Origin of the sequence: Diaphorobacter sp., from assembly GCF_050251835.1 — a bacterium.
In the GTDB taxonomy this organism is placed as follows: domain Bacteria; phylum Pseudomonadota; class Gammaproteobacteria; order Burkholderiales; family Burkholderiaceae_C; genus JBFXIE01.
Window position 1 is genome coordinate 17,008 of record NZ_JBFWLZ010000014.1, and the last position, 12,644, is coordinate 29,651.

12 protein-coding genes are annotated in these 12,644 nt (G+C 67.3%); 10 read left to right on the forward strand and 2 right to left on the reverse strand.

Annotation, left to right across the window (positions count from 1 at the left end; genetic code table 11):
- The first annotated feature begins 18 nt into the window (after window positions 1-18).
- From AB7E35_RS06940 to AB7E35_RS06950, 3 genes are all read left to right on the forward strand, one after another.
- Complete coding sequence (locus AB7E35_RS06940) at window positions 19-735, forward strand: YggS family pyridoxal phosphate-dependent enzyme (protein ID WP_428162235.1); 717 nt, start codon at window positions 19-21, stop codon at window positions 733-735.
- A 41-nt stretch (window positions 736-776) separates the two neighbouring features.
- Window positions 777-1,913, forward strand: coding sequence for an aminotransferase class V-fold PLP-dependent enzyme (locus tag AB7E35_RS06945; RefSeq protein ID WP_428162236.1), 1,137 nt, complete (start codon window positions 777-779; stop codon window positions 1,911-1,913).
- Between the two features lie 72 nt (window positions 1,914-1,985).
- Window positions 1,986-3,368: a DUF445 domain-containing protein gene (locus AB7E35_RS06950; RefSeq protein WP_428162237.1), complete on the forward strand. Its 1,383-nt coding sequence runs from the start codon at window positions 1,986-1,988 to the stop codon at window positions 3,366-3,368.
- Between the two features lie 111 nt (window positions 3,369-3,479).
- Here AB7E35_RS06950 and AB7E35_RS06955 read toward each other — a convergent pair whose 3' ends face one another.
- The gene (locus AB7E35_RS06955) at window positions 3,480-5,708 is read right to left on the reverse strand and encodes a malate synthase G (RefSeq protein WP_428162238.1); all 2,229 of its coding nucleotides are present in this window, start codon (window positions 5,706-5,708) and stop codon (window positions 3,480-3,482) included.
- A 231-nt stretch (window positions 5,709-5,939) separates the two neighbouring features.
- On the opposite strand from AB7E35_RS06955, the gene AB7E35_RS06960 reads away from it, so the two are divergent.
- Both AB7E35_RS06960 and AB7E35_RS06965 read left to right on the forward strand, forming a co-directional pair.
- Entirely contained in the window at window positions 5,940-6,881 is a 942-nt protein-coding gene (locus tag AB7E35_RS06960; RefSeq protein ID WP_428162239.1) for a LysR family transcriptional regulator, read from the forward strand.
- A gap of 43 nt (window positions 6,882-6,924) precedes the next feature.
- On the forward strand, window positions 6,925-7,380 hold the full coding sequence (locus tag AB7E35_RS06965; protein ID WP_428162240.1) for a DUF2214 family protein: 456 nt from the start codon (window positions 6,925-6,927) through the stop codon (window positions 7,378-7,380).
- Window positions 7,381-7,464: 84 nt separating this feature from the next.
- On the opposite strand, the gene AB7E35_RS06970 is transcribed toward AB7E35_RS06965, so the two are convergent.
- Window positions 7,465-7,797, reverse strand: a complete 333-nt coding sequence (locus tag AB7E35_RS06970) for a PsiF family protein (RefSeq protein ID WP_428162241.1) — start codon at window positions 7,795-7,797, stop codon at window positions 7,465-7,467.
- A 124-nt stretch (window positions 7,798-7,921) separates the two neighbouring features.
- On the opposite strand from AB7E35_RS06970, the gene argS reads away from it, so the two are divergent.
- The 5 genes from argS to lptB all read left to right on the forward strand — a co-directional run bounded on the left by argS (window position 7,922) and on the right by lptB (window position 12,629).
- The gene (argS, locus tag AB7E35_RS06975; protein WP_428162242.1) at window positions 7,922-9,625 is read left to right on the forward strand and encodes an arginine--tRNA ligase; all 1,704 of its coding nucleotides are present in this window, start codon (window positions 7,922-7,924) and stop codon (window positions 9,623-9,625) included.
- 12 nt (window positions 9,626-9,637) lie between these two features.
- Window positions 9,638-10,285, forward strand: a complete 648-nt coding sequence (locus AB7E35_RS06980; RefSeq protein WP_428167290.1) for an SPOR domain-containing protein — start codon at window positions 9,638-9,640, stop codon at window positions 10,283-10,285.
- Between the two features lie 60 nt (window positions 10,286-10,345).
- Window positions 10,346-11,002, forward strand: coding sequence for a thiol:disulfide interchange protein DsbA/DsbL (locus AB7E35_RS06985; protein WP_428167291.1), 657 nt, complete (start codon window positions 10,346-10,348; stop codon window positions 11,000-11,002).
- Window positions 11,003-11,151: 149 nt separating this feature from the next.
- On the forward strand, window positions 11,152-11,814 hold the full coding sequence (gene lptA, locus AB7E35_RS06990; RefSeq protein WP_428162245.1) for a lipopolysaccharide transport periplasmic protein LptA: 663 nt from the start codon (window positions 11,152-11,154) through the stop codon (window positions 11,812-11,814).
- Window positions 11,815-11,897: 83 nt separating this feature from the next.
- The gene (lptB, locus tag AB7E35_RS06995; protein ID WP_428162252.1) at window positions 11,898-12,629 is read left to right on the forward strand and encodes an LPS export ABC transporter ATP-binding protein; all 732 of its coding nucleotides are present in this window, start codon (window positions 11,898-11,900) and stop codon (window positions 12,627-12,629) included.
- The last annotated feature ends 15 nt before the right edge of the window (window positions 12,630-12,644 follow it).

Sequence of the window (12,644 nt, forward strand, 5' to 3'; positions counted from 1 at the left end):
ACGCTTCGGGCTTGCATTATGACGACGATTAATTGCAACCTCCAGCAGGTGCGGGCGCGCATCGCGCAGGCCTGCGCCGCCGCCGGCCGGCCGGCCGATGCCGTGGCCTTGCTGGCCGTATCCAAGACTTTCGGCCCCGAAGCGGTGCGTGAGGCAGCGCTGGCAGGCCAGCGCTGCTTTGGCGAAAACTACATCCAGGAGGCCGTCGAAAAAATGGCTCTGGTGGACGCGCTGGGCGTGCCGGCGCCGCTTGAGTGGCACTGCATTGGCCCGGTGCAAAGCAACAAGACACGGCTGGTGGCCGAGCATTTCGATTGGGTGCACACGCTGGACCGGATCAAGACGGCGCAGCGCCTGTCGGACCAGCGCCCCGAGCACCTGCCGCCGCTGCAGGTGTGCATCCAGGTGAACGTGGACGGCGGCGCCACCAAGGGCGGCGTGCCGCCTGACGAAGCCCTGAAACTGGCCCGCACCGTCGCCCTGCTGCCACGGCTGCGATTGCGCGGCGTCATGAGCATCCCGGACGAGGCGCCCGATGCGCAGACCCAGTGGGCCGTGCTGCAGCGTGTGCGCCAGGTGTTTGACCTGCTGCGCACGCAGGGCGGCCCGGGGTTCGAGGACTTCGACACGCTGTCGCTGGGCATGACCGGCGATCTGGAGGCCGCCATCCGCGCCGGCAGCACCATGGTGCGCGTGGGCAGCGGCATCTTCGGCGCGCGCCACTATCCGGCCTGATAAGCTGGCCATCACAACAATGCACTGAAGGAGATTGCCCCATGCCCGGCTTGCTGCCCGAGATCGACCCCGATGGCCTGCTTGAATTTTCGGTGGTTTATACCGACCGCGCGCTCAACCACATGTCTCGCCGCTTCACCGGCGTGATGCAGGACATTCTGGGCACGCTCAAAGAGGTCTATCACGCCCGCACCGCCGTGCTGGTGCCCGGCAGCGGCACCTTCGGCATGGAGGCCGTGGCGCGCCAGTTTGCCAACCGCGAGAAGGTGCTCATTGTGCGCAACGGCTGGTTCAGCTACCGCTGGAGCCAGATCTTCGACGCCGGCGCACTGGGCGGCGGCGCGGTGGTCTGCCAGGCGCGCCCGCAGGGCGACGGCCCGCAGGCGCCCTGGGCGCCGTGCCCCGCAAACGAAGTGGCCGCCGCCATCCGCGCCGAGCGCCCCAAGGTGGTCTTTGCGCCGCATGTCGAGACGGCCAGCGGCGTCATGCTGCCGGGCGACTACATCCGCACCGTGAGCGATGCCGCGCACGAGGTGGGCGCCCTGTTCGTGCTGGACTGCGTAGCCTCCGGCGCCATGTGGGTGGACATGGAAAAGACGGGCGTGGATGTGCTGATTTCCGCGCCGCAAAAGGGCTGGAGCAGCACGCCTTGCTGCGCCATGGTGATGCTGTCGCAGCGCGCCCGCGAGGCCATCGAGCACACGCAAAGCTCCAGCTTCGCGTGCGACCTGAAAAAATGGATGCAAATCGCCGAGGGCTACGAAAAAGGCCAGCACGCCTACCACACCACCATGCCCACCGACGCGCTGGTGCAATTGCGCGATGTGATGCAGGAGATGCGCGGCTACGGCTTCGACAAGCTGCGTGACGAGCAGCTCGCGCTGGGCGGGCGGGTGCGAGCGCTGCTCGCGGCGCGCGGCTTTCCCAGCGTGGCGGCGCCGGGCTTTGAGGCGCCGGGCGTGGTGGTGAGCTACACCACGGACGCCGGCATCCAGAGCGGCAAGAAATTCATCGAGGCCGGCCTGCAGACGGCCTCCGGGGTGCCGCTGCAATGCGGCGAGGGGCCTGACTTCCAGACCTTCCGCATCGGCCTGTTCGGCCTGGACAAGTGGCACCACCTGGAGCGCACCGTGGCCCACCTGACGGCTGCGCTGGACCGGGTGGCGCCGGCGCGCTGACCTGCGCGCCTGCTGCGCGAAAGCGCCCGCCTCCTACAGCGCCGCAGTGGACTGGCGCTGCGCCGCGCGGCTATGCTTGGCTGCATGCAAGCCACTCCCCCGCAGCCGGGCGCGCAGGGCGCTACGCCGGCTGAAGCTGCCGTGCCCACTGCAACCACAGCGCCCGACGCACTCTTGGACCGTGCCGGCCAGCTGGCCCGCGCCAAGCGCCAGGCCACCGGCCTGCTGCTGGCGGTGGTGCTGGTCTTTGCCCTGACCCATTTTTTTGAACCCGGCCTGGGCGTGCGCTGCGTGCGTGCCGTGGCCGAAGCCGCCATGGTGGGCGCGCTGGCCGACTGGTTTGCGGTGTCGGCGCTGTTTCGGCGCATACCGCTGCCGCTGCTGCAGCGCCACACCGACATCATTGCCCGCAACAAAGACCGCATCGGCGGCAACCTGGCGCTGTTCGTGCGCGACAAGTTTCTGGACGCGCCCTCGCTGGTGATCATGATCCGCCGCCACGACCCGGCCGGCATGCTGGCGCAGTGGCTCACCGCGCCCGCCAACGCGGGGCTGCTGGGGCGCCAGGTGGCGCGGCTGGCGCTCACGGCGCTGGACACGGTGGAGGACGCCCGCATCCAGGCTTTTTTGAGCCACGCCGCGCGCACCCTGCTGGGGCGCATCGACCTGTCGCGCTCCATGGCGTCGGCGCTGGGCGCGCTCACCCACGAGGGGCGCCACCAGGCGCTGCTGGACGACCTTCTGGAGCGCCTGGGCGACATGGTGCGCGCGCAGGACACGCGTGACTTTGTTGCCGACACGCTGGTGCAATGGATCAGGCGCGAGCACCCGCTCAAACGCCGGGTGCTGCCCACCGAATGGCTCTCGGGCAAGGGCGCGCAGGCCATCACGCATGCGGTGGACACGCTGCTCAAGGCCGTCGCCGAAGACCCGCAGCACGAGCTGCGCCAGGCGCTGGACGGCGCGCTGCAGCGCCTGATCGAGCGCCTGCAGACCGACCCCGACTGGGCGCGCCGCGGCGAGGAGGTGCGCAGCTACCTGCAAAACGACGAGGTGCTGGGCCGCTATGTGCGCGAGCTGTGGGCCGACACCCGCGGCAAGCTGCGCGCCGACCTGGCCAACGAAGACTCGCAGCTGTCGCGCCGCGTGGCCGCTCTGGGCCAGTGGCTGGGCCTGTCGCTGGCGGGCGACGCCGCGCTGCGCGTGCGCCTGAACGTGCGCCTGGAGCTGTGGGCAGCCACCTTCGCGCCCGACGTGGCGCAGTCCGTGGCCGAGCACATCCGCGCCACGGTGCAGCGCTGGGACGCGCAGGAGATGGCGCGGCTGGTGGAGCTGCACATCGGCAGCGACCTGCAGTACATCCGCATCAACGGCACGGTGGTGGGCGGCAGCATCGGGCTGCTGCTGTTTGCGGTGTCCAACGCCGGCGCGCTGTGGGCGCTGGCGGCGGGGTGATTGAGCGTGAGCGTTTTTTTCCGTGCGCGCGTTTTTGCTTCTGAATTAATAGCTGTCAGCGCTTGTTGAACAACGGCAGAAAGCCAAAAACCATCATCCCCGCGCAGGTCGTCAACCGGCGCCCTGGGCCGCCTTGACCTTCAGGCGCCAGGCGTGCAGCAGCGGCTCGGTGTAGCCGCTGGGCTGCTCCTTGCCCTTGAACACCAGATCCAGCGCCGCCTGGTAGGCCATGCTGGTGTCAAAGTGTCCGGCCATCGGCTGGTACAGCGCGTCGCCTGCGTTTTGCTGATCCACCTTGGCGGCCATGCGCTCGAAGGTGGCGCGCACCTGCTGCTCGGTGACGATGCCGTGGTGCAGCCAGTTGGCCACGTGCTGGCTGCTGATGCGCAGCGTGGCGCGGTCTTCCATCAGGCCGATGTCGTTGATGTCGGGCACCTTGGAGCAGCCCACGCCCTGGTCCACCCAGCGCACCACGTAGCCCAGGATGCCCTGGATGTTGTTGTCCAGCTCTTGCTGCTTCTCGGCGTCGGTCCAGTTCGGGTTGCTGCTGACGGGCACGGTGAGCAGGCCGGTCAGCAGGTTGTCGCGTTCGGCCTCAAAGTCCACCTTGAGTAGCTCGGCCTGCACGGCGGCCACGTTGACCTGGTGGTAGTGCAGCGCATGCAGCGTGGCGCCCGTGGGGTTGGGCACCCAGGCGGTGTTGGCGCCGGCCCTGGGGTGCGCGATTTTTTGCTCCAGCATGGCCTTCATCAGGTCGGGCGCCGCCCACATGCCCTTGCCGATCTGCGCGCGGCCGGCCAGGCCCATGGACAGGCCCACCAGCACGTTGCTGCGCTCGTAGGCGGCAATCCAGGCGCTGGTCTTCATGTCGCCCTTGCGGATCATGGGGCCGGCCAGCATGGCGGTGTGCATCTCGTCGCCGGTGCGATCCAGAAAGCCGGTGTTGATGAAGGCCACGCGCGCCGGTGCCGCGGCAATGCAGGCCTTCAGGTTGACGCTGGTGCGGCGCTCCTCGTCCATGATGCCCAGCTTGACGGTGTGGGCGGGCAGGCCCAGCACCTGCTCCACGCGGCCGAACAGCTCGTTGGCAAAGGCCACTTCGGCCGGGCCGTGCATCTTGGGCTTGACGATGTACACGCTGCCCGTGCGGCTGTTGCGCAGCCCGCCCGCGCCATGCCCGCGCAGGTCGTGGATGGCGATGGCCGTGGTGACCATGGCATCCATGATGCCCTCGGGGATTTCGCGCTGCTGGCCCTGCGCGTCGGTCCAGAGGATGGCCGGGTTGGTCATCAGGTGGCCCACGTTGCGCACAAACATCAGGCTGCGGCCGTGCAGGCGCACCTCGCCCGTGCCGCTGGCGGCGGTGTAGATGCGGTCGGGGTTCAGGCCGCGCGTGACCTGCCTGCCGCCCTTGTCGAAGGTGTCGGTCAGCGTGCCCTTGAGGATGCCCAGCCAGTTGCTGTAGCCCAGCACCTTGTCCTCGGCATCGACGGCGGCCACGGAGTCTTCCAGGTCCAGGATGGTGGACAGCGCTGCCTCGATCACCACGTCGGACACGCCGGCGGCGTCGCTCTTGCCGATGGGGGTGCTGCGGTCGATGCGGATGTCGATGTGCAGGCCGTTGTTGACCAGCAGCACCGACGACGGCGCGGCCGCGTCGCCCTGCCAGCCGACAAACTGGGCGGCATTCTTCAGGCCTGTGGTGGTGCCGCTTTTCAGCGTCACCGCAAGCTGGCCACCTTGCACGCAGTAGCCTGCCGAGTCCTGGTGCGAGCCGCTGGCCAGCGGCGCTGCCTGGTCGAGGAAGTTGCGCGCAAACGCGATGACTCTGGCGCCTCGCACGGGGTTGTAGCTCTTGCCCCCTTCAGCCACTTTGCCTGCGCCGCCGTCTTCGCCGATCACGTCGGTGCCATACAGCGCGTCGTACAAAGAGCCCCAGCGCGCGTTGGCGGCGTTGAGGGCGTAGCGCGCGTTCAGGATGGGCACCACCAGCTGCGGGCCGGCCTGCTGCGCCAGCTCGGCATCGACATGGGTGGTGGTGGCCTGCACGCCCTGCGGCGGCTCGACCAGGTAGCCGATGCGCGTCAGAAAGGCGCGGTAGCCCGCCATGTCCTGGATGGGGCCGGGGTGGGCCTGGTGCCAGGTGTCCAGTTCGGCTTGCAGGCGATCGCGCTCGGCCAGCAGGGCGATGTTGCGCGGCGCCAGGTCGGCCACCACGGCGTCAAAGCCTTTCCAGAAGGCAGCCGGCTCGACACCGGTGCCGGGCAGCACCTGCTCGTTGATGAAGGTGTGCAAAACGCTGGCCACCTGCAGGCCGTGGACTTGGATACGTGCGGTCATGAAAAATCCCCCTGGCGGTAATGATGGAACGGGTGAACCCCTGTCGAGGCCTTGGCAGCCACTGTATTGCAAATGTTTAAGTAGATAAATCGCGCCAATATCTCTTGACTGATGACTTTTTTGCAAAGGTTGGCACACTCGGGGCTGTGTGTGCGGCACGGTGGAAATATCTAAAACGATAGCTGCGAGCGCACGTTTTATAAGGGCTACAGCCCTATTTGGCTTGTATTCATGGACAAACTCAAAGCGTTCGAGTCATTCGTGTCGGTGGCAACGCGCGGCAGCCTCACGGCTGCTGCCAAGGTCGAGGGCGTGGCGCCCGCCATCGTGGGGCGGCGCCTGGACGCGCTGGAAGAGCATCTGGGCGTCAAGCTGTTGGTGCGCACCACGCGGCGCATCACCCTCACGCACGAGGGCAGCGCCTTTCTGGAGGACTGCCAGCGCCTGCTGTCCGACGTGGCCAACGCCGAGGCCAGCGTGTCGGCCGGCGGCGTCAAGGCCACGGGGCATTTGCGCATCACCGCGCCGGCGGGCTTTGGCCGGCGGCATGTGGCGCCGCTGGTGCCGCGGTTCCACGACCTGCACCCGGAAGTGAAAATCTCTTTGAACCTGAGTGACCGCGTGGTGGATCTGGCGGGCGAGGGCTATGACTGCGCCGTGCGCGTGGGGGATTTGCCCGACTCCTCCCTGGTCAGCGTGCGCATGGCCGACAACCGCCGCCTGTGCGTGGCCACACCGCAGTACCTGCAGCGCCGCGGCACGCCCCGCCACCCTGCCGAGCTGGCGCAGCACGACTGCCTGACCCTGTCCAGCGATGCCTCGCAAACGCGCGGCTGGGCGTTCCTGGTGCCGGTGCCGGGTGGTGGCGGCGCAGCCGAGGTGGTGCACTTCAAGCCCGACGGTCCGCTGGACTGCTCCGACGGCCAGGTGCTGCACGACTGGTGTCTGGACGGCTGGGGCATCGCCTGGCGCAGCACCTGGGAGGTCGAGTCCGAGATTGCGAACGGGCGCCTGGTGGCCGTGCTGGAAGACTTTGCCGCGCCGCCCAATGGCATTTACGTGGTCTTTCCGCAACGCAAGCACCTGCCGCTGCGCGTGCGGCTGTGGATCGAGTACCTCAAGCTGCATTACGCGCAGCCCGACTTCTGGGCGCGGCCGGCGGGTGCTGCGTGAGCCTTTGAAGCCGTCATTCAACAACCTACCCCAAGGAAGCCTCATGACCACCGAAGCCCTGCTGGCCTATGCCCACATCCTGTCCATCCTCATGGCAGCCACCTTTCTGGCCAGCGAAGCCGCGCTGTGCCGCAAGGAATGGATGAACGCCGCCGTGGTCGAGCGGCTGGCGCGCGTGGACATGCTGTACGGCATCTCTGCGCTGCTGGTGCTGGCCACGGGGCTGGCGCGCAGCGGGTGGGGCCTGAAGGGCGCGGCCTGGTACTGGTCGCAGCCGCTGCTGCACGCCAAGGTCACGCTGTTTGTGGTGATCGGGCTGATGTCCATCGTCCCGACCCTGCGGTTCCTGCGCTGGCGCCGCGCGCTGCGTGCCAGCGGCGCGTTGCCGTCCGAAGAGCAGGTGCGCGGCACGCGCCGCCTGGTGATGATCGAGGCCCACCTGATGGTGCTGATCCCGCTGCTGGCGGTTTTTCTGGCCCGCGGCGTGGGCACGCGCTGAGAGGCTGAGAGGCTGAGCGCAAAAAACCCCGCGCTGCCGGGGCAGGGCGCGGGGTTTCGGGCGTTTGCAGGCTAATCGTGCGGATCAGGCAGCCGGCTTGTTGCTCAGACACTCTTTCATGAAGGCCTTGCGGGCGTCGCCCTTGAGGTTCTTGGCACCGGCATCGGCGTTGCAGGACTTCATCTTGTCTTGCTGGGTGGCCTGCTTGTTGCCGCCCAGGCAGTCTTTCATGAAGGCCTTGCGCTCGTCGCCCTTGAGGTTTTTGGCGCCGGCGTCGGCGTTGCAGGTCTTCATGCGGGTTTGCTGCGCGGTGGGCGCCTTGGGGGCCGATGCGCCGGCTGCGGGGGCGTCTGCCGCGTGAGCTGCAAACGAAAAGGCAAAGCCGGCGGCCGCCAGCAGGGAAAGCAGTTTCTTCATAGGATGCTCTCTGCAAGTTGGAATAAGTCGAACTCGCCCGCCTGCACGCACGGCCTGCGGGCAAGCCAGCATAACGCGGCGGGCGCATAAATCGATGACGGGGTGGCCCGTAGAATCCGCCCCCATGCTCTCCGTCAAACAGGAATTGCTCGCGGCCCTGGCCGACGAGCTGGAAAAAGTGTCGCCCGGCGCAGGCAGCCGCGCGGCTTTCGAATCGCCCAAGGTTGCCGCGCACGGCGACTTTGCATGCACCGCTGCCATGCAGCTGGCCAAGCCCCTCGGGCAAAACCCGCGCGCGCTGGGCGAGCAGCTGCAGGCCGCGCTGCGGGCCACGCCCGCCTTTCAGCATTGGGTGGACGCCATCGAGATCGCCGGCCCCGGTTTTCTGAACATCCGCCTCAAGCCCGCAGCCAAGCAGCAGGTGGTGCGTGAAGTGCTGGCTGAAGGCGCGCGTTTTGGCTTTCAGCCCGAGCGCGGCGAGAAGGTGCTGGTGGAGTTCGTCTCCGCCAACCCCACCGGGCCGCTGCACGTCGGCCACGGCCGCCAGGCCGCCATTGGCGACGCCATCAGCAACCTGTACGCCACCCAGGGCTGGAGCGTGCACCGCGAGTTTTATTACAACGACGCGGGCGTGCAGATCGACACGCTGACCAAAAGCACCCAGCTGCGCGCCAAGGGCTTCAAGCCGGGCGACGACTGCTGGCCCACCGACGCGGACAACCCGCTGGCCAAGAACTTCTACAACGGCGACTACATCCAGGACATCGCCGACGCATTCCTTGCCAAGGCCAGCATCAAGGCCGACGACCGCGAATTCACGGCCAATGGCGACGTGGAGGACTACGACAACATCCGCCAGTTCGCCGTGGCCTACCTGCGCAACGAGCAGGACAAAGACCTGCAGGCGTTCAACCTGCGGTTTGACCAGTACTACCTGGAGTCCAGCCTGTACACCAGCGGCCGCGTCGAGGCCACCGTCAAGCGCCTGATCGCCAACGGCAAAACGTATGAGCAGGACGGCGCCTTGTGGCTCAAAAGCACCGACTACGGCGACGACAAGGACCGCGTCATGCGCAAGCAGGACGGCAGCTACACCTATTTCGTGCCCGACGTGGCCTACCACATCGCCAAGTGGGAGCGCGGCTTCACGCGCGTGGTCAATATCCAGGGCACGGATCACCACGGCACCATCGCCCGCGTGCGCGCCGGCCTGCAGGCAGCCGACGTGGGCATTCCGCAGGGCTACCCCGACTATGTGCTGCACACCATGGTGCGCGTGGTGCGCAACGGCGAAGAGGTCAAGATCAGCAAGCGCGCGGGCAGCTACGTCACGCTGCGCGACCTGATCGAGTGGACCAGCAAGGATGCGGTGCGCTTCTTCCTGCTGAGCCGCAAGCCCGACACCGAGTACACCTTTGACGTCGATCTGGCCGTGGCGCAGAACAACGACAACCCGGTGTACTACGTGCAGTACGCACATGCGCGCATCTGCTCGGTGCTGCGCGGCTGGCGCGAGGATTACGACGTGGCCGCACTGCAGGGCGTGGACCTGTCCCCGCTGCAGGGCCCTCAGGCCCAGGCGCTGATGCTGCAGCTGGCCAAGTACCCCGAGATGCTCGCGGCTGCGGCCGCAGGCAACGCGCCGCACGACGTCACTTTCTACCTGCGCGACCTGGCAGCCAGCTATCACAGCTACTACGACGCCGAGCGCATCCTGGTGGACGACGAGGCCGTCAAGCTCGCACGCCTGGCGCTCGTCGCCGCCACCGCCCAGGTGTTGCACAATGGTCTGGCGGTGCTGGGCGTGTCTGCGCCAGCCAGAATGTAAGCAAGCACTGATATGAAAAAACAGCAACGCGGCGGCACCATCGTTGGCTTCATCCTCGGGATCATTGTGGGCCTGGGGTGCGCGCTGGCCGTGGCCGTCTATGTGACCAAGGTTCCGGTGCCCTTCTTGAGCAAGCCCACCTTGCGCTCTACCGACCAGGACGAGGCGCAGCGCAACAAAAACTGGGACCCCAACGCCCCTCTGTACGGCAAAACCCCGGTAAAACCCGTGGCGCAGCCCGCTGATGCGCCCGCTGCCGATGCGCCTGCAGTGTCCGCTCCTGCTGCGCAGCAGGCGGCCTCGGCTGCGGCGGTTGCACCCACGGCGCGGGCTTCGGCCGCACGGCCGGCCCCGGCGTCGGCCGACCCGCTGGGCGATCTGGCGCGCGCCAGGGCCAATGCCGCGCCACCGGTGGGCGCAGACCCGTTTGAATACTTCGTGCAGGCCGGCGCGTTTCGCACGCAGCAAGATGCCGACGCGCAGCGCGCCAAGCTGGCCATGCTGGGCTGGGAGGCCCGCGTGAGCGAGCGCGAGCAAAACGGCCGCACGGTGTTTCGCGTGCGCGTAGGCCCGTTTGCCAAGCGCGACGATGCAGAATCGCTGAAGGAAAAACTCGACGGCGCCGGCCTGGATTCCGCACTGGTGCGCGTGCAGCGCTGAACTTTTGCCACCTGGCCACGCTCACAACCATCTCCATCGTCACCCAAGCCATACCCACCTATGAAACGCCGTGAGTTTTCCCTCTCCGCCGCATCGGCGGCCACCGCCGCCACGCTGGGCCTGCCCCTTGCCACACCCGCCTTGGCGCAGCCGCGCCAGTTCAAGGAAGGCAAGGACTACGCCAAGCTGAGCAAGCCCGCAGCCTCTGAAGCGCCCGCCGGCAAGATCGATGTGATCGAGTTCTTCTGGTACAGCTGCCCGCACTGCAATACCTTCGAGCCCAGCTTTGAAGCGTGGAGCAAGGCCGCGCCCAAGGATCTGCACATCCGCCGCGTGCCGGTGGCCTTCAACTCCAGTTTTGTGCCGCAGCAAAAGCTGTACTACACGCTGGAAGGCATGGGCAAGCTGCCCGAGCTGCACGCCCGGGTGTTCCGCGCTGTGCATGTGGAGCGCCAGCCGCTCAACAAAGACGAGCTGATCTTTGACTGGGTGGCCAAGCAAGGCGTGGACGTGGCCAAGTTCAAGGAGGTCTATGCCTCCTTCACCGTGGCTAACCAGGTGCGCAAGGCCTCGCAACTGCAAGAGGCCTACCAGGTGGAGGGTGTGCCCTCGATGGGCGTGGCGGGCCGCTACTACACCGACGGCACTATGGCCGGCAGCATGCAAAGCGTGCTGCAGGTGGTGGAATACCTGGCCGGGCTGGCGCGCAAGGGCTGACGGGGCCTCTGGCTTTCCCATTCAAGACGCGCCCCAGTGGCGCGTTTTTTGTTGTGATTTGCCGCATCCGGCGTGCCCGCCAGCGGATCGCTAAAACTGCTGCTTGCTTTTCCAGCGCGTCAGTACAATGCCCGCAAGAATCGTGCCCTATGAATACCCGCCTGCCCACCCTCTCAATGCGTAAAGCTTTGGCCCTGGCCTTGACCCTTGCGCTGGCCTTTGCGCCCGGCGCACATGCTGAAAAAGCCGACCGCGGTAAGCCCATGAACATCGAGGCCGATGCGCTGCGCCATGACGAGCTCAAGCAGACCAGCGTTTTCACCGGCCGCGTGGTCATGACCAAGGGCACCATCGTGCTGCGCGGCGCGCAGCTGGAGGTGCGCCAGGATGCCGACGGCTTTCAGTACGGCGTGGTGACGGCCGAGGCGGGCAAGCGTGCCTTCTTCCGGCAAAAGCGCGATACGCCGCCGGGCGCGCCCGATGAATTCGTCGAGGGCGAGGGCGAGGTCATCGAATACGACGGGCGCGCCGACAACGTAAAGCTCATCCGCCGCGCCGAGCTGCGCCGCTATCGCGAGGCCACGCTGACCGACGAGCTGACCGGCGCGCTCATCGTCTATAACAACCTTACCGACGTGTTCACGGTGGACGGGCAGAAAACCGCGCCCGCCGGCACCGCCGCGGGCACGCCTGGCGGGCGGGTGCGCGCCGTGCTCGCGCCCAAGGAGCCCGCACCGGGCGCTGCAACGCCGCCTGCGCGTACCGAGCCGCCGGTGCTGCGCGCCAGCCCCCGCCTGGACGGCGCCAAGTGAGCGCGGCCGTGAGCGAAGTCCGCGCCCCTTCAGCGTCCACGGCAACCCCTGCCGGCCAAGCGCCTGCGCCGGCAACCAGCCGCCTGCAGGCGCTGCACCTGCAAAAGTCCTACGGCAGCCGCAAGGTGGTCAAGGACGTGTCGCTGTCCGTGCAAAAAGGCGAGGTGGTCGGCTTGCTGGGCCCCAACGGCGCAGGCAAGACCACGTCGTTTTACATGATCGTGGGCCTGGTGCCCTGCGACGGCGGGCAGATCAGCATCGATGGGCAGGACGTGACCAACATGCCCATCCACCGGCGCTCGCGCCTGGGGCTGTCGTATCTGCCGCAAGAGGCATCCATCTTCCGCAAGCTCAACGTCGAGGACAACGTGCGCGCGGTGCTGGAGTTGCAGACCGACCAGGCCGGCCAGACGCTGCCGCGCGCCGAAGTGGAGCGCCGCCTCACCGCGCTGCTGCAGGAGCTGCGCGTGGATCACCTGCGCAAGTCACCCGCGCTGGCACTGTCGGGCGGCGAGCGCCGGCGCGTGGAGATTGCCCGCGCGCTGGCCACGCAGCCGCGCTTCATCCTGCTGGACGAGCCTTTTGCCGGCATCGACCCGATCGCGGTGATCGAGATCCAGCGCATCATCGGTTTTTTGAAAGAGCGCGGCATCGGTGTCTTGATCACCGACCACAACGTGCGCGAAACGCTGGGCATCTGCGACCACGCCTTCATCATCAGCGATGGCCAGGTGCTGGCGCGGGGCACGCCGTCGGACATTGTGGACAACGCGGAAGTGCGCCGGGTCTATCTGGGCGAGCACTTCCGCATGTGAAGGCCGCAAGTGAAG